Annotated in this window: 15 protein-coding genes; 9 read left to right on the top strand and 6 right to left on the bottom strand. The window is 68.2% G+C overall.

Annotation, left to right across the window (positions count from 1 at the left end; all coding sequences use genetic code 11):
• Positions 1-1995 carry an ATP-dependent DNA helicase gene (locus OG984_RS16790; protein WP_328527432.1) on the top strand — a complete coding sequence of 665 codons (1995 nt, stop codon included), beginning with the start codon at positions 1-3 and terminating at the stop codon, positions 1993-1995.
• A gap of 121 nt (positions 1996-2116) precedes the next feature.
• Here the strand turns inward: OG984_RS16790 and OG984_RS16785 are convergent, their stop codons facing one another.
• From OG984_RS16785 to lexA, 3 genes are all read right to left on the bottom strand, one after another.
• Positions 2117-3673, bottom strand: a complete 1557-nt coding sequence (locus OG984_RS16785) for an MXAN_6640 family putative metalloprotease (RefSeq protein WP_328527431.1) — start codon at positions 3671-3673, stop codon at positions 2117-2119.
• 74 nt (positions 3674-3747) lie between these two features.
• A complete protein-coding gene (locus OG984_RS16780; protein ID WP_328527430.1) occupies positions 3748-5433 on the bottom strand; it encodes an alkaline phosphatase D family protein in 1686 nt (561 codons plus the stop codon).
• A 97-nt stretch (positions 5434-5530) separates the two neighbouring features.
• The gene (gene lexA / locus OG984_RS16775; RefSeq protein ID WP_328527429.1) at positions 5531-6298 is read right to left on the bottom strand and encodes a transcriptional repressor LexA; all 768 of its coding nucleotides are present in this window, start codon (positions 6296-6298) and stop codon (positions 5531-5533) included.
• 180 nt (positions 6299-6478) lie between these two features.
• Between lexA and OG984_RS16770 the strand changes: the two genes are divergently transcribed.
• Positions 6479-6856, top strand: a complete 378-nt coding sequence (locus tag OG984_RS16770) for a LysM peptidoglycan-binding domain-containing protein (protein WP_328527428.1) — start codon at positions 6479-6481, stop codon at positions 6854-6856.
• 120 nt (positions 6857-6976) lie between these two features.
• Here the strand turns inward: OG984_RS16770 and OG984_RS16765 are convergent, their stop codons facing one another.
• Positions 6977-7864, bottom strand: coding sequence for a hypothetical protein (locus tag OG984_RS16765; protein WP_328527427.1), 888 nt, complete (start codon positions 7862-7864; stop codon positions 6977-6979).
• A 398-nt stretch (positions 7865-8262) separates the two neighbouring features.
• Between OG984_RS16765 and nrdR the strand changes: the two genes are divergently transcribed.
• From nrdR to OG984_RS16740, 5 genes are all read left to right on the top strand, one after another.
• The gene (nrdR, locus tag OG984_RS16760; protein ID WP_008362544.1) at positions 8263-8763 is read left to right on the top strand and encodes a transcriptional regulator NrdR; all 501 of its coding nucleotides are present in this window, start codon (positions 8263-8265) and stop codon (positions 8761-8763) included.
• 188 nt (positions 8764-8951) lie between these two features.
• Positions 8952-11876 carry a vitamin B12-dependent ribonucleotide reductase gene (locus tag OG984_RS16755; protein ID WP_328527426.1) on the top strand — a complete coding sequence of 975 codons (2925 nt, stop codon included), beginning with the start codon at positions 8952-8954 and terminating at the stop codon, positions 11874-11876.
• A gap of 191 nt (positions 11877-12067) precedes the next feature.
• Entirely contained in the window at positions 12068-12406 is a 339-nt protein-coding gene (locus OG984_RS16750; protein ID WP_328527425.1) for an EthD domain-containing protein, read from the top strand.
• Between the two features lie 314 nt (positions 12407-12720).
• Positions 12721-12999 carry an SHOCT domain-containing protein gene (locus tag OG984_RS16745; protein WP_328527424.1) on the top strand — a complete coding sequence of 93 codons (279 nt, stop codon included), beginning with the start codon at positions 12721-12723 and terminating at the stop codon, positions 12997-12999.
• Positions 12999-13646, top strand: a complete 648-nt coding sequence (locus OG984_RS16740; protein ID WP_328527423.1) for a hypothetical protein — start codon at positions 12999-13001, stop codon at positions 13644-13646. The genes OG984_RS16745 and OG984_RS16740 overlap by 1 nt, the downstream gene beginning before the upstream one ends.
• 62 nt (positions 13647-13708) lie before the next feature.
• On the opposite strand, the gene OG984_RS16735 is transcribed toward OG984_RS16740, so the two are convergent.
• Both OG984_RS16735 and OG984_RS16730 read right to left on the bottom strand, forming a co-directional pair.
• On the bottom strand, positions 13709-13879 hold the full coding sequence (locus OG984_RS16735; RefSeq protein ID WP_328527422.1) for a hypothetical protein: 171 nt from the start codon (positions 13877-13879) through the stop codon (positions 13709-13711).
• Between the two features lie 33 nt (positions 13880-13912).
• Positions 13913-16072, bottom strand: coding sequence for an MMPL family transporter (locus OG984_RS16730; protein WP_328527421.1), 2160 nt, complete (start codon positions 16070-16072; stop codon positions 13913-13915).
• A 181-nt stretch (positions 16073-16253) separates the two neighbouring features.
• Between OG984_RS16730 and OG984_RS16725 the strand changes: the two genes are divergently transcribed.
• Positions 16254-16514: a metal-sensitive transcriptional regulator gene (locus tag OG984_RS16725; protein ID WP_141802705.1), complete on the top strand. Its 261-nt coding sequence runs from the start codon at positions 16254-16256 to the stop codon at positions 16512-16514.
• A 104-nt stretch (positions 16515-16618) separates the two neighbouring features.
• Positions 16619-17761, top strand: coding sequence for a hypothetical protein (locus tag OG984_RS16720; RefSeq protein ID WP_328527420.1), 1143 nt, complete (start codon positions 16619-16621; stop codon positions 17759-17761).
• The last annotated feature ends 53 nt before the right edge of the window (positions 17762-17814 follow it).

Here is a 17814-nt window from a genome sequence, read left to right as displayed (position 1 = left end):
GTGACCGCAACCGAGATCGCCTCCCAGACGCCCGTACGTGAAGCCCTGGCGGATGCGGTCGCGACCCTCGGCGGGGCCACCCGCGAGGGCCAGGTGATGATGGCCGACGCGGTCGCGCAGGCCCTGGCCGACGAGGAGCACCTGCTGGTCGAGGCCGGCACCGGCACCGGGAAGTCGCTGGCCTATCTGGTCCCATCGCTGCTCCACGACAGCCGGGTCGTGGTCGCCACCGCGACCCTGGCGCTGCAGCATCAGCTCGTCGAGCGTGATCTGCCGCGTCTGGTCAAGGCGATCGGCTCGCGCCCCGGCGTGGATGCCTCCTACGCGGTGCTCAAGGGCCGCTCCAACTACGCCTGTCTCCACCGTGTCCGCGAGGGCGCACCCGACGACCAGGGCACCCTGGTCGACGTCCCGCTCGGCCCCATGGCCGAGAAGGTCCTCGAGCTGCGCAGCTGGGCCGAGAAGGAGGCCGAGAAGGGCGGCAGCGGCGAGCGCGACTCCGCGCCGCGCCACACCGACCGCGAGTGGCGTCAGGTCTCGGTCAACCACCGCGACTGCCTCGGCGCGGCCAAGTGCCCCTTCGGCGAGGAGTGCTTCGCCGAGGTCGCTCGCGACAAGGCCCAGAAGAGCCACCTGATCGTCACCAACCACTCGCTGCTCGCGATCGACGCGATCGAGGGTGTGCCGATGATCCCGGAGTACGACGCGGTGGTGATCGACGAGGCCCACGAGCTGGTCGCTCGCGTGACCCAGGCCGCGACCGACGAGCTGACCGCCGCAGAGGTGGAGCGTGCCGCCCGCCGGGCGCAGAAGCACGTCGAGGGCTCCGAGGCCGACGACCTGGCCGACGCCTCCGACGCGCTGCGGGCGGCGATCAACGAGACCTCACCGGGACGGTTCGTGACCCTGCCGGAGCTGGTCTCCGACGCGCTCGTGCTGGTGCGTGACGCCGCACGGTCCGCGCTCTCAGCGCTCCCGAAGCCGAAGGACTCCGACAGCGCCGACCCCGGCTTCCAGCAGGCCAAGGGCGGACTCCAGGAGGTCTTCACCACCGCCGAGCGGATGGCCGCGGCCTCCGAGCACGACGTGATCTGGCTCAACGAGGGCAGCGACCGGATCCCGCCGCGACTCTGCGTCGCGCCGCTGCAGGTCTGGGCGCAGATGCGCGAGAAGCTGCTGCGCGAGAAGACCGTGGTCTTCGCCTCGGCGACGCTCAAGCTCGGCGGCGACTTCGGTTCCGTGGCCGGATCCCTCGGGCTCAAGGCGGAGGAGCGCACGGAGGTGGGCGCCGGGGCGCAGCGTACCGAGGACGTGCTGCCGTGGGTCGGGCTCGATGTCGGCAGCCCGTTCGACTACGGCAGGCAGGGGATCCTCTACGTCGCCCGCCACCTGCCTCCTCCCGGCCGCGACGGCATGGGCGCCAAGACCCTCGACGAGATCGTCGACCTGGTCGACGCCGCCGACGGGCGTACGCTCGGGCTCTTCTCGTCCCGCCGCGCGGCCGAGGCGGCCGCCGAGGTCGTGCGCCAGAAGCTGCCTCACCTGACCACGCTGGCCCAGGGCGACGCCCAGCTGCCCGAGCTCGCCGCGCAGTTCGTCGCCGACCCGCACACGGTGCTCTTCGGCACCCTGTCGCTGTGGCAGGGGATCGACGTTCCCGGCGACACCTGTCAGCTGGTGATCATCGACCGGATCCCGTTCCCGCGGCCCGACGACCCGCTGATGTCGGCCCGGCAGCAAGCGGCCGACAAGGCCGGCGGCAACGGCTTCATGCAGGTCGCCGCCACCCATGCCGCGCTGCTCATGGCCCAAGGGGCCGGCCGGCTGATCCGCACCACCACCGACCGTGGGGTCGTGGCGGTGCTGGACGCCCGGCTCGCCACCGCCCGCTACGGCGGTTTCCTCAAGGCCAGCCTGCCGCCGATGTGGGCCACGACCGACCCGGCCATCGTGCGCCAGGCGCTGAAGCGACTCTCCGAGTCAGCCTCTGCCTGATCGACCAATGGGTGAGACACTGGGCTGGACTTGACGGGCACTTCGTGGGCTTGTCGGGTGTTTCAGTGCCCGTCAAGCCCAGGGATACCCGGTCGACCGGGTATCCCTGGGACCCAGCCGCTCAGCGGTAGGTCTTGGCCCACCAGCGGTGAGTGGCCTTGTCGGGCGTGGCGACGCCGTGGCAGGAGTACGGGGTGCCCTGGCCGCACTTGAAGTTGCTGCTCGCGTTGGCGAAGGTGACCTCGACCTTGCGGATCCGCTTGGAGGAGAAGCCCTCGATGGTCTTGGTGGCGATGCCCTTGCTGTTGGGCTTGAGGTAGTAGACGCCGCGGGTGCCGTCGGTGCGGAAGATGCTGACCACGGCAGCGTTGGCGTTGGGCCGGGCGACGTCGACCTTGATGCGCAGCTTCCAGCCCTTGCCGACGTTCTTCGGGACCAGGCGCTGGGAGGCGTAGGTGAGGTGCTTGAGGGTGAACTGGCCGTCGACGGTCTGGCGCTTGGCGGGCAGCGCGGTGCGGCCGTCGTAGACCGGCGGGTAGTAGGCGCCACCCTCGCTGTAGCTCTTCGCGGGGGCCAGGTTGGCGGCGGCGAAGCGGGCGTACTGCAGCTTCAGCGTGGTGCCGCGCGCGGCGAGCATCTGTCGGATGGCGGCGGTGGAGTAGGTGGACGGGGCCCGGTTCCAGACACCGAGGACCACCTCCGGCAGGGAACCCCGCTCCTTGGCGAAGCGCTCGGAGAGGTAGCGGAAGAAGATCCAGTTGCCGTAGATGCCGAGGTTGGAGACGTTGGAGTTGTCCAGCGGCTTGCGCTGGTCCTCCAGCTGGCCGTAGGCCAGGTACTGGCGGTTGTCGTTGATGCTGTCGTAGACCTCGTCCTCGACCCAGGTCGCCGTGGACTCCATCATCCAGCGGTCCTCGCCGGCGTCGTAGGCGAACTGGACGGCGTGGAAGTACTCGTGGGCGGCGGTGACCCGGAGGTTCTCGGTGGGCGTGTTGGCCGTGCCGTACTCAGCGGTGGCGTAGTCGTTGTCCAGGACGCAGTAGGCGGTCGCGGCCGTCTTGGAGACCTTCGTCTCGGGCGCGCAGTAGCCGTAGTAGCCCTCGTCGTACAGGTTCTCCAGGTAGATGTCGACCTTGCCCGGGGTGACCGTCTTGTCGGCCGCAGGCTTGCGGTAGCCCGCCTGCACATAGACGTTGTGGACCTTCGTGACCACGTCACGGACCTGTGTCGCGTACGCCACCGAGGCGCTGTCGCCGCCCTTGCCCGGCGTGTAGTGGACGCAGACGACGTCGCTGCAGGTCTGGGTCGCGGTGCGCGGGCGGGCGAGCAGCTCGCGCGCGGCCTTCTGGTTGGAACCGTCCAGGGCGTCCTTGGCGTTCCACAGGTTCGTCAGCGCGATGGTCGCGTCGGGCCGGCCGGCGACGTGCCGACCCGGCACGACCTGGCGGGCGCCGCGGACCGACTGGTTGCGCTTGACCTTCTTGGCCTCGGCGAGAGCCTCCCGGGCCTCCTCCTCGGTCACCGGCTGCGCGGCGCTGGTGTCACCGCCGGTCCGCACCGAGCTCGCCGGGGTCGACCCGGTTGCGGGCATGGTGGCGGCGAAGGTGGCCACTACCATCCCTGCGATCAAGACGAAGGAGCGTTGTTTGCGGTTGATCCGGCGGGCAATGTTTCGCATGAGATACCAGACGTTCGGGAAGGCAGACCAGGGCAGTCTAAGGGCACAACGACTCGGCCACACCAGTGAAACGCCTAGACGGGCTCGGTGACGTGATGGAGCCGGTTGCTCCCGGTCGCGGTGGCGTACGACCTGGCCCAGGTGGCCGTGGTCCTGGCGTCCTTGCGTTCGACGATGACGTACCAGTCCATCTGGGCCCGGTTGCGGGTCACGTCGAGGACCGAGAAGCCGTGGTCGTCGAAGTTGAGGTAGCGGACGTGGCGGTTGGCGGTCCTGATGATGTTCTCGACCGTCACGCTCACCGTGCGGCGCGGAGCGCCGAGGATGTCCTTGAGGTTGTTCGAGGTCACCGAGGTGGCGACGAACTCGACGCCGGCGGTCCTGCCGAGCGGGTAGACGGCGGAGTCGTACGGCAGGTCGCAGGCCCACGCCGAGTGGATGTCGCCGGTGACGAAGACCGTGTCCGTGATCGCGTTGTTGCGGATGTGCTCGAAGAGCTCGGTGCGGTCCGCGGTGTAGCCGTCCCACTGGTCGACGTTGTAGGCGATGCCGTTGTCGGGGAGTAGCCCGGTGACGTCGTTGACCGGGCTGACCAGGCTCTTCGGGAGGGCCGCGAACGTGACCGGCGCGATCATGACGGGGTTGCCGACGATCTTCCACCGGGCGTCGGTGAGCAGCCCCTCCTTGAGCCATTCCAGCTGCTCGTCGCCGGTGATCGTACGGTCGGGGTCGTCGACGCCGGCCAGATCGGTTCGGGCGACCTGCTCGGAGCGGTAGGAGCGCAGGTCGAGCATGCTCAGCTCGAGCAGGGTGCCGAACCTCAGCCGCCGGTAGATGCGGTCGTGGAGGTGGCCACCGGTCTCGACGACGGCAGTGCCGTCGACACGTAGCGGCATCCACTCGTCGTAGGCCTGGTTGGCGTTGGTCTTGCGCTCGATCCAGTCGTACTCGCCGGGCTCGTTGTTCTCCGCACCCAGCAGCCAGGCGTCGTTGGCCGACTCGTGGTCGTCCCAGGTCACGATCCACGGCAGGTGTGCGTGGGCGTCGGCGAGGTCGGCGTCGCGCTTGTACTGCGCGTGCCGGATCCGGTAGTCGGCCAGGGTGTGCATCTCGTGGGCCGGCTCGTGCGGGCGGATGTCCTCGTTGGCCATGCCGTAGCCGTACTCACCGGGACCGTACTCGTAGAGGTAGTCGCCCAGATGGAGGATCGCGTGCAGGTCGTCACGCCCGGCGAGGTGGCGGTAGGCGGCGAACCAGCCGGCCTGCAGGTTGGAGCAGGAGACCACCCCGAAACGTACGTTGTCCGGGGTCGCGTCCGCGGCCGGAGCGGTGCGGGTGCGACCGACGCGGCTGGTCCGGCCGTTGTAGGTGAAGCGGTAGAAGTACCAGCTCTCGGGGGAGAGGCCGGTGACGTCGAGCTTCACGGTGTGGTCGCGCTCGGGTCCGGTCTGGTGGGAGCCCTTCGCGATGACCCGGCTGAAATCCGCGGTCGGCGAAACCTCCCAGCGGACCAGGATCTCCTCGCCCAGGCCGGACCCCGGAGTCGCCTCGGCGGTGGGCGTGATCCGGGTCCAGATGACCACACGATCCGGGAGTGGGTCGCCGGAGGCGACGCCGTGCTGGAAGTGGTTGAGTGTGGTTCCCGCCGCCTCGGCGGGCGCCGGCAGGGCCACGACCCCGGCTCCTGCGGCGGTGGCCAGCCCGGCGGCGATGAGGGTGCGGCGGTCGATCTGCGTCTGGGGCGTGCTGCTCTGGGTCACGCCGTATGGAACGACGCAGCCGCCGGCCCTGTCATGGGCCGGCGGCTGGATTTCACGCAGTGTTCCCGGACTGGTTCCGAGAGGTGTGGCGGAGGACTCAGAGGCTGCGCAGGACCGCCGTCACCTTGCCGAGGATCGTCGCGTGGGTGCCGTCGATCGGCTCGTACGCCGCGTTGTGCGGCAGCAGCCAGACCTTGCCGTCCTTGCGGGAGAGCGTCTTGACCGTCGCCTCGCCGTCGATCAGCGCGGCCACGATCTCGCCGTTCTCCGCGGTCGGCTGCTGGCGCACGACCACGAAGTCGCCGTCGCAGATCGCCGCGTCGACCATCGAGTCACCGGAGACCGAGAGCAGGAAGAGGTCGCCGTTGCCGACCAGCTGCTTGGGCAGCGGGAAGACGTCCTCGACGCTCTGCTGGCTCGAGGTCTCCTCGGCCAGGATCGGGCCACCGGCCGCGATCCGACCGACCAGGGGAACCATGGCGGCGTCGGGGTTGGGGTTGACGACGGCCTCGGCCGCGATCGCCGGCTCGGTCTCCTCGCCGGACATGGCCTTGCGGTGGGCCATCACCTCGGGGAGGAAGACCTCGAGGGCACGGGGTCGCTTCGGGTCCTTGCGGATCAGACCACGCTGCTCCAGCGCGCGCAGCTGGTGGGCGACGCTGCTGGTGCTGGTCAGCCCGACGGCGGCGCCGATCTCGCGCATGCTGGGCGGGTAGCCGCGCTGCTCGATGCTGTCGCGCAGGTGAGCGAGGATGCGCTGCTGACGCGGCGTGAGCCCGGTCGCGTCCGGCGGCCCGTCGGGCAGCTCGCGGACGCGGCTCTTCTTCGAACCGCCTGATCCGGTGCCTGTCTTCTGCGTGGTCATGTCATCACATTAGTCCCTCTGGCACCACGACATCAAACATCTGTTCGATCTCGTTCGAAGTGCGTGTCGGCGTTCGAAAATTCTTGGCGTCGCTACTTGCGTTGTTCGAACACGTGATCTACCTTCGAACATGTGCTCGATCGAACACGTGATCGAGAGACTTGTGAACTGGAGGCCGTGATGAGTGCAACCGTCTATGTGCTGCCCGTAGCCGAGCCGCCCCGGCCCGTGCGGGAGGTGCGTCGCTCGACGGTGCGGCTCACCCGTCGTGGGCGGATCGTCGTGTTCGCCTTCGCGCTCGTCGTGCTCTTCGCGATCGCGTTCGTCGGGGCGCGAGTGGCCTTCGCGGTGGACGGTGATGCCGACAAAAGCCCCGCCCCCGCCGCCCACACGATGGTCGTCGGTGATGGCGACACGCTCTGGGACATCTCCGCGGAAGCGGTCGCCGGGACCGACGCTTCGATTCGGGAGATGGAGCAGAGGATCAAAGAGCTCAACAGTCTCGAGTCCTCGATGCTCGTGTCCGGGCAGACCCTGATCGTTCCGACCGCGCCGTAGAGGCGCCGACAGATGTCCGGCTGCTCCTTCGACCCTGGCGGCCGGCAACCGGGGAAAAAGTGAGAGTGCTGCAGACGATGGGAAGCGTCTGCAGCACTCTCGCTGTCCTGGCGGTCGTCGTCAGTGACGCCCGCGGTAGGGGGTGTCCGGCTCGGGTGGCGGCCACTGCTTGTTGCGGGTGGTGTGACGCGGTGGCCACTCGTCGTCCGGCTGGGCGGCCGGCGGTTCCTGGGGCTGCCGCTGGGTGGGCATCGCCTGCGTCGCTGCGGGATCCTGGGTCAGCCGAGCCCTCGAGCCGGTCTGGCCGTAGCTGGTCGGAGCCTGGTAGGCGCCGGACTGATACTGGGACGAGCCGGCCTGCTGGGTGGGGTAGCTGTCCGTGCCGTAGCCCTGAGAGCCGTACGCCGGGGAGCTCGTCGGCGTGGAAGCCGGGGTCGGCGGGCTCGTGTAGTAGGGCGGGGTGCTCGGCGGTGTCGGCGTCGGGGGCTGGTAGCTCGGCGTGCCGTAGGCCGACCGGCTCCCGGTGGTGCCGAAGTCCGAGGAGCTGCTCGTATAGCCGTAGGGCGACTGGGAGCCGGTATCGGTGTAGGCCGAGCGGCTGCCGGTGTCACCGTAGGGAGACTGGCTCCCGGTGTCGGAGCTGTGTCGGCCGTAGGAGCCGGTGTCCTCGTAGCCGTAGGAGCCGGTGCCGTAGTAGTCCTGCTCCATGTAGGTCGTCTGGTCGCCGTAGGGCTGCTCCGGGTAGTCCTGCTCCTCGACGTAGGCGTTGGAGTGGCTTCCGGTGTAGTCGTCGGCGGGCGGTGGGGTGGGGGAGCCGGTGAGGGCCCGCCAGGCCTTCCCGGCGAAGGTGAAGGTCAGGAAGAGACAGGCGACTGCGACGACGGCAGCGATGGCGAGCTTCACCCAGGCGCCGAATTCGCCTCCTCGTGCGTCGGCCCCGAAACCGACGGCGACCCACACCAGCACTCCCCAGATGACGAGGAATGCCAGCGTCGCGATCGCAGGCAAGATGAACGGTGGCCGGGGACCGCTTCTGGGGCGCGTGCCTCTCCGCGACCCGACGCGATTTCCTCCGGAGATGTTTGTCACGGGGTCATTCTTACCCATCTGGGCCAGCGCGTCGCCGCTGAACCGGAATCTTTCGGTGTTTGACCGGCGACACGCCGGGCGCACGGGGAAACGCGACGCTCGCTTGCATCGGCTGAGGGGCGGGCGTACGGTTACCACTACATCTAGTAGTTACACCGCTGTAGTTATCCACATCTAGTTCACATGAACGGGTGGATGACCCACAGCGATGGGGGTGTTGTTCCACAGGGACTCACGCTCAATTCCACAGGTTCCACAGGCTCGGGCCGCCGCTGAGACGGCCTGGATCCACAAGGCTTCACGAGAGGGGCTCGACCGTGCACTGTCCGTTCTGCCGACACAGCGACACCAAGGTGCTCGACTCCCGCGTGGCCGAGGACGGCGGCCAGATCCGGCGCCGTCGGGTCTGCCAGGAATGTGGGAAGCGGTTCACGACCGTCGAGCAGATGCAGCTGATGGTGGCCAAGCGCTCCGGCGCGGCGGAGCCGTTCAGCCGCGACAAGGCGGTGCACGGCGTACGCAAGGCGTGCAAGGGCCGCCCGGTCACCGAGGACCAGCTCGCCTGCCTCGGCCAGGAGGTCGAGCAGGCGCTGCGGAGCCAGGGGTTGGCCGAGGTTCCCAGCCACGAGGTGGGGCTGGCGATCCTCGCGCCGCTGCGCGAGCTCGACGAGGTGGCCTACCTGCGCTTCGCGAGCGTCTACCGGGCCTTCGGGTCGGCCGACGACTTCGAGCGCGAGATCCAGATGCTGCGTACGGAACGGGAAGTCCAGGACTTCGAGGCAGAACATCCGGTCGAGGCCCCGGTGGGCAGCGACTAGATCCCACGGCCATTCGCAACGATGGCGCCACAGACCGGCCCGGGCAGGCCGTGGGGAAGCGACCTGTCCGGGCCATCCAGCACAACAACAGCACGACGCACGAAGCCCGAACGGGCGCTACAGGAGACTCCACCATCAGCACCGACCAGCAGTACGGCACAGCGATCGATGACAACAGGGGGAACGAAATGACAGACACGGCAGCAGAGGCACAGGCATCGTCGAAGGCGGGCGCCGGGCTGAAGATCGAGCGGATCTTCAGCACCGAGGGCGTCCACCCGTACGACGAGATCACCTGGGAGCGACGCGACGTCGTCCAGAAGAACTGGAAGACCGGGGAGACCGTCTTCGAGCAGACCGGAGTGGAGTTCCCCGACTTCTGGTCGATCAACGCCTCGACGATCGTCACGACCAAGTACTTCCGCGGTGCCATCGGCACCGACAAGCGTGAGCAGAGCCTGAAGCAGCTGATCGACCGGGTCGTGAACACCTACGTCGCCTCCGGCAAGGAGAACGGCTACTTCGCCTCCGAGGCCGACGCCGACCTCTTCGGTCGCGAGCTCACCTGGCTGCTGGTCAACCAGCACTTCGCGTTCAACTCGCCGGTCTGGTTCAACGTCGGCACCGAGTCCCCCCAGCAGGTCTCGGCCTGTTTCATCCTCTCGGTCGACGACTCGATGGACTCGATCCTGAACTGGTACAAGGAGGAGGGCCTGATCTTCAAGGGCGGCTCCGGTGCCGGTCTCAACCTCTCCCGAATCCGCTCCTCCAAGGAGCTGCTGAAGTCCTCCGGCGGCACCGCCTCCGGTCCGGTCTCCTTCATGCGCGGCGCCGACGCGTCCGCGGGCACCATCAAGTCCGGCGGCGCCACCCGTCGTGCGGCGAAGATGGTCGTCCTCGACGTCGACCACCCCGACATCGAGGAGTTCGTCGAGACCAAGGCGCGCGAGGAGGACAAGATCCGCGCCCTGCGCGACGCCGGCTTCGACATGGACCTGGGTGGCAAGGACATCTCGTCCGTGCAGTACCAGAACGCCAACAACTCGGTGCGCGTCTCCGACGAGTTCATGCGCGCGGTCGAGGAGGGCAAGAAGTTCGGTCTCCGGGCGCGTACGACCGGTGAGGTCATCGAGGAGATCGACGCCCGCGAGCTGTTCCGCAAGATCTCGGTCGCCGCGTGGGAGTGTGCCGACCCGGGTCTGCAGTACGACGACACCATCAACGACTGGCACACCAACCCGGAGACGGGCCGGATCACCGGCTCCAACCCGTGCTCGGAGTACATGTCGCTCGACAACTCCTCGTGCAACCTGGCGTCGCTCAACCTGCTGAAGTTCCTCAAGGACGACGACACCTTCGACGCCGTGCGCTTCCAGCAGGCCTGTGAGGTCGTCTTCACCGCGATGGACATCTCCATCTGCTTCGCCGACTTCCCGACCGAGGCGATCGGCGAGACCACCCGCGACTACCGCCAGCTCGGCATCGGCTACGCCAACCTCGGCGCCCTGCTGATGGCGATGGGTCTGGGGTACGACTCCGAGGGCGGCCGCACCATGGCCGCCGCCATCACCTCGCTGATGACCGGTGCCGGCTACAAGCGCTCGGCCGAGCTGGCCGGCGTCGTCGGTCCGTACGCCGGCTACGCCCGCAACGCCGAGGCCCACCAGCGGGTCATGCGCAAGCACCAGGCCGCCAACGACGCGGTCCGCTCGATCAACCCGGTCGACCGCAACATCATCGACGCGGCGACGAAGGTGTGGAACGACGTCGTCGAGATCGGCAAGGTCAACGGCTTCCGCAACGCCCAGGCCTCGCTGCTCGCGCCGACCGGCACCATCGGCTTCATGATGGACTGCGACACCACCGGCATCGAGCCCGACTTCTCGCTGGTCAAGTTCAAGAAGCTCGTCGGTGGCGGCTCGATGCAGATCGTCAACCAGGTGATCCCGCGGGCCCTCACCAAGCTGGGCTACCAGGCCGAGCAGATCGAGGCGATCGTCGCCTACATCGCCGAGCACGGCCACGTCGTCGACGCCCCCGGCCTGCGCCAGGAGCACTACGAGGTCTTCGACACCGCGATGGGCAAGCGCGCGCTGCAGCCGATGGGCCACGTACGCATGATGGCGGCGACCCAGCCGTTCCTCTCCGGCGCGATCTCCAAGACCGTCAACCTGCCCGAGTCCGCGACCGTCGAGGACATCGAGCAGGTCTACATGGAGTCGTGGAAGCTGGGCCTGAAGGCCACCGCGATCTACCGCGACAACTGCAAGGTCGGCCAGCCGCTGGCCGACGGCAAGTCGGAGAACGCCAAGAAGGACCAGGGTCTCTCCACCGCTGCTGCTCCGGCTCCCGAGGCCGAGGTCGAGCCCGAGGTCGTCGAGAAGATCATCGAGAAGATCGTCTACGCCCCGACCCGCAAGCGCCTGCCGAAGTCCCGCGTCTCGCGCACCACCTCCTTCACGGTCGGTGGCGCCGAGGGCTACATGACCTCCGGTGCGCACGCCGACGGCGAGCTCGGAGAGGTCTTCCTCAAGCTCGGCAAGCAGGGCTCGACCCTGGCCGGTGTCATGGACGCCTTCTCCATCGCGGTGTCCGTCGGCCTCCAGTACGGCGTTCCGCTGGAGACGTACGTCTCCAAGTTCACCAACCTGAAGTTCGAGCCCGCCGGTCTGACCGACGACCCGGACGTACGCATGGCGCAGTCGCTCATGGACTACGTCTTCCGCCGCCTGGCGCTGGACTACATGTCCTTCGAGGACCGCTCGGCTCTCGGCATCTACTCCGCCGACGAGCGTCAGCGCTACCTCGAGACCGGCTCCTACGAGCAGCTCGGCAACGGCACCACCGCCGCCGAGCTCGTCCAGAAGCCGGCTCCGGAGCGCAAGGTCGAGGCGAAGACCGAGGTCGTCGAGGCCGACGTCGAGGAGGAGGCTCCCGCCGAGGCGCCTGCAGCGGAGGCGCCCAAGGCCGCCCACACCACCGCCGAGCTGCTCGAGTCGATCAGCGGTATGGCCATCGACAGCCCGCTCTGCTTCACCTGCGGCACCAAGATGCGCCCCGCCGGGTCCTGCTACGTCTGCGAGGGCTGCGGCTCGACCTCTGGTTGCAGCTGAAACCCTCCGCTATTGCATCTGATGCATCAATAGCCGGGCGCTGAGTCAGCGCCAGTACCTCCTGCAGAGAGGGGTCATCGACTTCGGCCGGTGGCCCCTCTTGCGTTGCGCGGGAGCGGAGAGGCGACTGGACGCCTGGACCAGAAGTTGCAGACTCGCCGCCATGGCCGGCCACACAGAGAAGGATTCCGATGATCACATCCATCGCACTGCTGACGGCCCGCCCTGGGATGAGCCGTGACCAGTTCATCGACTATTACGAGCACCACCACGTACCGCTCATCCTGAGCGTCGCGCCGGCTCCGGCAGCATATTCACGCAGTTATCTCCCCACTCTTGACGAGCGGAGCTCCGACGCGGACTTCGATGTCATGACCCGCTTGCAGTTCGAGGACCGAGCAACTCGGGACAAGTGGATCGCTGCTGTGTACGCACCTGGCTCCGGCGTAGCCGAGGACGAAGCGCGCTTCCTTGACCGAACCCGTACCCGTTCCTGGATCATCGAGGAATGGGAGACGACGCACGAATAGCATTCCGGCTACAGCCGCCACCGTCGACAGATCCCGTTCGACCGAGGGCGCGCCTGCGGTACGAGGCGTACGGCCTCGTCGTCGAGCTCATCGGGCCACGGGTCAGGCACATTGGCGCCGGGTGAGCGGGCTCGGCATCGATGTCGGTCTCCTCGGAACCATGACGTGGGAGCACCGACAGCCTTCCGGCCCTCCGATGGGTGGCTTTCGTCCCTGTGGCCCGGACGGTCGGCGCGTGACGATCACTGTAGGAACGGAGGCGCGCGCCGCGCGGTCGCGATGTTGGGCTCCGCTCGAAGGACAGGAGTCGACAAATGATGGGTTACGGATACGGCATGGGGGTCGTGGGCTGGATCGCCATGACCATCTTCTGGGTCGGGCTGATCACCTTGGTCATCTGGGTGATCGCCCGCGTCCTGCCGACCGGAGGTGCCGGGGGTGACTCCGCGCCGCGACGAGGCGGAGCTCCCACGGAGAGTGCTGAGGACATCTTGGACCGGCGTTTCGCCGCCGGTGAGCTGGATGAGGAGACCTACCGGTCGATGCGCGCCACCCTGCGTTCCTCCAGGACCACCGGGACCGAGTCCCGGTGATGCGTACGCTGAAGAGCCTGTGGGTTCCACTGGTCGCCCTGCTCGCGATGCTCGGTTCCGGAGCCTGGCTGGTCGCCCAGGATGACGACTCCCGCCGCGGGTACGGTCCCTGGGGAGGAACGGGCATGCCGATGATGGGCGGCGCGGCCGAGTCGAGGTGGCTGTCCGGCGATCGCGACCCGGTGGACGATCTCGCGGAGGCACGAGACCGAGCCGAGGACTTCGCCGAGACGCTGGGGCCGGGGCTGCGCGTAGGCGAAGTGATGCGGTTTGCGAACAACTACTACGCCGAGCTCGAGGAGTCCGACGGGGCCAAGGCCACCGAGGTGCTGGTCGACCCGTCGACCGGGGCCGTGCAGCTCGAGTTCGGGCCGGCCATGATGTGGAACACCCGCTACGGGATGATGGCCCGCCCCGGCGCGTCTGCTCGGCTCAGCGCCGAGCAGGCCCGGGCCACCGCACAAGCCTGGGCCGAGGATCACGACGGTCTCACCGTCGCCGAAGCCGAGGCCTTCCCTGGCTACTACACGTTGCACACGCTCGAAGGCGACCGTATCGAGGGGATGCTCTCGGTGAACGCCACCACCGGCGCCGTCTGGTATCACAGCTGGCACGGGGAGTTCCGGGAGATGTCCGAAGGCGCGTAGCTGCAGGTGCGGGCGACGAACGCCCGCACCTGCAGGTCTCGGAGCGGGTTCCCCGGGAATCGTCAACGGCCGAAGAAGCGGCTCAGCCAGGTGCCGTTCGGGTCCTTGGGGTCGGCGGAATGTCCGGGGCACCACTGCCCGGCGGGTACAGAGGCCTTGATGGCGGCGACATGGCGGCCGCAGCCGGCCCAGGTGGTCTTCTTGCACTTCTTGCAGCGGACGGGACGACACATTGCTCGTTTCCTTTTCTGTGGTTTCTGATGGTTTCAGCTGTGGGAGAACGTGATGTTGGGCAGCACGCGGCGCAGCCAGGCCGGGGTGGCCCAGGCGGCGCGGCCGGCGACGCGGAGCATCACCGGAAGCAGGACGAGACGGACCAGGAAGGCGTCGAGCAACACGGCGACGCCGAGGATCACGCCCATCTCCTTCGGCGGCAGCGGGCCCGACAGGGCGAAGGTGAAGAACACCGCGACCATGACACCGCCGGCGGCGAAGATGACCCGCCCGGAGTGCGCGACCGCGCCGACCATAGCCTCGTGCGGGTCGCCGGACTTCTCCCAGTGCTCCTTCGCGGAGGCGAGCAGGAAGACGGTGTAGTCCATCGCGATCGCGAAGATCATCGCGAAGAAGAAGACCGGCGCCCAGGCGTCCAGGAAGCCTTGAGGCTCGAATCCGAGGAACCCGGAGCCGTGTCCGTCCTGGAAGACCAGGCGAGCGACCCCGAACGCCGCGGCGGTCGACAGCAGGCTGACCAGCGTGCCGAGGAGCGAGATCAGTGGCGCCTGCAACGCCACGAGCAGCAGGAGGAAGCCGAGCACCAGGACGACGCCGATCACCAGTGGAGTGGTCGTATCGAGCTGGTTCTTCAGGTCGATGTTCTCGACCGCTGCGCCGCCGACCAGGGCGGAGTCCGGCAGATCTGCGCGGAGACGGTCGACGCTCGCGGCAAGGTCAGGATCGGAGGGATCGACCGTCGGCACCGCCTGGATCAGGCTGTAGTCGGTGCCGTCCGAGGCGGGCGCCGAGGGCATGACGGTCTCGATACCCTCGTCGTCGGCCAGGATCTGCGATGCGGCCTCGGCGTCGCGCTTGTCGACGACGACCTGAAGCATGCCCGGAGCACCCTCACCGAAGGCGTCCTGGACCTGGTCGTAGCCGACTCTCGCGCTGGAGTCCTCGGGGAGCACCTTAATCGACGGCATCGCGGTCTCGAGGCCGAGGATCGGGGCGGCCAGCACGATCAGCACGACCAGCGAGCCCAGGCCCCAGACCATGGGGCGTCGCCACAGTCGTTCACCCCAGGCGGCGAACACGGGGGAACGGTGCTCGCCGGCCCTGACCCAGGGCAGCGAGAACTTGTTGATCTTCTGGTCGAGGGCCACCAGCACCAGGGGCAGCAGTGTCAGCGTCGCGGCGAGCACGAAGACGACCGAGAGCATGATCCCTCCGGCCATGGAGCGGAACGACGGTGAGGGCACCAGCATCACTGCAGACAGCGAGACCAGCACCGTCACGCCGGAGAGCAGCACCGCCTTGCCCGCCGTGTCCATGGTTTCGGCGATCGCCGCGCGCGCGGAGCTGTGGTGTCCCATTCGGGCCGCGCGGTATCGGGCGACGAGGAAGAGGGCGTAGTCGATGCCCAGCGCGAGGGAGAACATCATCGCGAAGTTCATCGCCCAGATCGAGACCGGAACCAACTCGTTGATCAGCACGAGCGAGCCGGCGGAGGCGACCAGGCCGGCGAGGGTGAGGACGAGTGGAAGGCCGGCAGCGACCAAGGCCCCGAAGGCGAGTACGAGGATCGCGAGCGTGACGGGCCACGACATCATCTCCGAGGTGAGCATGGCCTCCAGGTTGGCCTCGTTGAAGTCCGACCACAGCAGCGACGAGCCCGTGGGATTGACCTGCACGGTGTCGGTGGAAAGACCCTGGAGCTCTTCCTTGAGATCGGTGGCGACGCGGACCATCTCGTTGGTGTCCACGCCGGCGCCGGCCAGCACCACTGCGGTGGCGCCGTCCTGGGACAGGCTGACGCCAGGCATGGGTTCGATCACCTCGTCCAGCCGCGGCTCGTCCCGGAGGATCTGGATCACGTCTGTCAGGACCTGCTGACCCGCACCGTCCTGGAGCGAGCCGTCGGTGCTGTGGACGACCACCTGGATCGCGTGGCTGGCGTTGCCGGCGAAGTGCTCCTGCGCGAGCTCGCGGACGGCCACAGACTCTGATCCGTCGGCCTGCCAACCGGCCCCGGAGAGGTTCTTCTCCACGGCGGGAGCGAAGACGCCCAGCCCGATCACCAGGAGCACCCAGCCGATGGTGACCAGGCGTCGGTGATCGGTCACCCACACCCCCAGCCGGCCCAGCGGGCCAGGTTGTGGGAACGGGGCGGTCGCTGGTGGGCCAGCGGCGTACTTCGTCTGCGGCATGCGTGCTTCCTCTCGATAGCGTAACCCCCTGGGGGGATGCGGCGACGACGGTAGCATAACCCCCCGGGGGGTTGTAGAATCGCTGGAGACGAACGTGATCCTCGGAGTCCGTATGCCCCGGCTCGCCCATCGCGCGCTCGAGGCCGACCCGTTGGACCCACTCATTGAAAGAAGAAGGACGATGCAGCTCGAGCCTGACGAGATCAAGGCCGTCATCACCCGACTCAAGCGCGCCAACGGACACCTCGCCTCGGTGATCCGGATGCTCGAGGAGGGCTCGGAGTGCGAGGACGCGCTCACCCAGCTCGCGGCGGTGAACAAGGCGGTCAGCCGAGGTGGATACGCGCTGGTCGCCACGGGGCTGGAGAAGTGCCTGGCGGAGGGTGGTCGCGACAGCGTGGACACGAAGAAGATGGAGAAGCTCTTCCTCGCGCTGGCCTGAGCTGCCGGGCCGGTTGCCGTCCACAGGCGGCGTTCGGCACCGGGTTGTCCACAGGCGCCCGAACACGGGTGGCGGAGCGGCGAGATCCGGGTTCTGCTGGGGCCATGCCCAAACCAAGGAAGCACGACAGATCGCCTCGCCCGCCGAACAGAATCGGCGATCCGCGGCGGCGTTCGTTCGCCGAGAAGGTCGTCGGCAGTCCCTACTGGCCGGCGATGTTCGCGGTGAACGATGCCGAGTCCCGTGGAGACGTGAAGGCGGCGCTGGAGATCGTCCGCAAGACCGCCCGTCAGCTCGACGACGAGCAGTTCTGGCATCCCTCGCGCCTCGAGCGGCTGGAGCAGATCCGGCTGCTCGAAGCGCTCCTGCCGCGGTGGGCGCACTCGCGGTGGATCGTCGCGCAGGCGATGCAGGGGACCCACCCTCGCAACCAGTGGCGGATGGCGAAGGCGATCAACGTCGCGCTCGACGTCCGTGGTGGTCCCGACCCCGACCGCGACCGGGAGGATGACCGGATCCGGGTCATGGATCGCGACTGGGTCTATCGCCAGTCGTTCCTCTACGACCTCGGCGGGCTCGAGGCGTTCCTGCGTCACAACGCCTCCGGCGCCCTGATCGCCGGCGCGGACCGGATCTGGGAATGGGCACGGGCGCCGATGCGCGGCGTGCGACTTCTGGAACGGGAGCCGAGACACCTGTTGTGGGAGGATCCCGAGACCGGGGAGCAGGTGCGCACGATCAACATCGGAGCCGGCATGCTCGTCGAGGACGGCGAGTGCGCGATCGGCCGGATCGTGCCGCTGGAGAGCGGGGCGATGTTCGAGACGGCGCCGTTGCGGGTCCCCGACGAGGTGGCGTACGCAGTAGCCGACGAGCCCGACAGATGGACCGAAACGCTGCGGGACGCCTGCGCCCAGGGCCCGGACGAGATCTGGATCCGCCGGGGGCTGCGCGACTACGGGCTGCTCACTGACATCCCTCACGCCCTGGTCGGTCTCGCCATGGACGCGGGCCTGCACGCATTCCACGACCCCGATGACGAAGAGCTCGCCGAGATGTTCACCCACCCCGCCGACTACCCAGCCTGCCTCGCCGCCTGGCTGGTCCGTCCGGAGACGATCAATGCGCTTCGCGCCGGGGTGCCCGCTGAGGGGCGCGCGGCCCTCGTCGGATTCGCCGAGTTCGTCCACGAGCCGGCGGCGAGCCTCATCCACGACCTCGTCGACCACCACCAGGAGGCCGCCTGAGACTCCGCGAGGTCCCTCGCACGAACCTGGAGTTTGACCTAGTTTGATTCCAG

The organism is Nocardioides sp. NBC_00368, assembly GCF_036090055.1.
Lineage (GTDB): Bacteria > Actinomycetota > Actinomycetes > Propionibacteriales > Nocardioidaceae > Nocardioides.
Note: the sequence above shows the minus strand (reverse complement) of the source record. Positions and strands in the feature narration are given on the sequence as shown.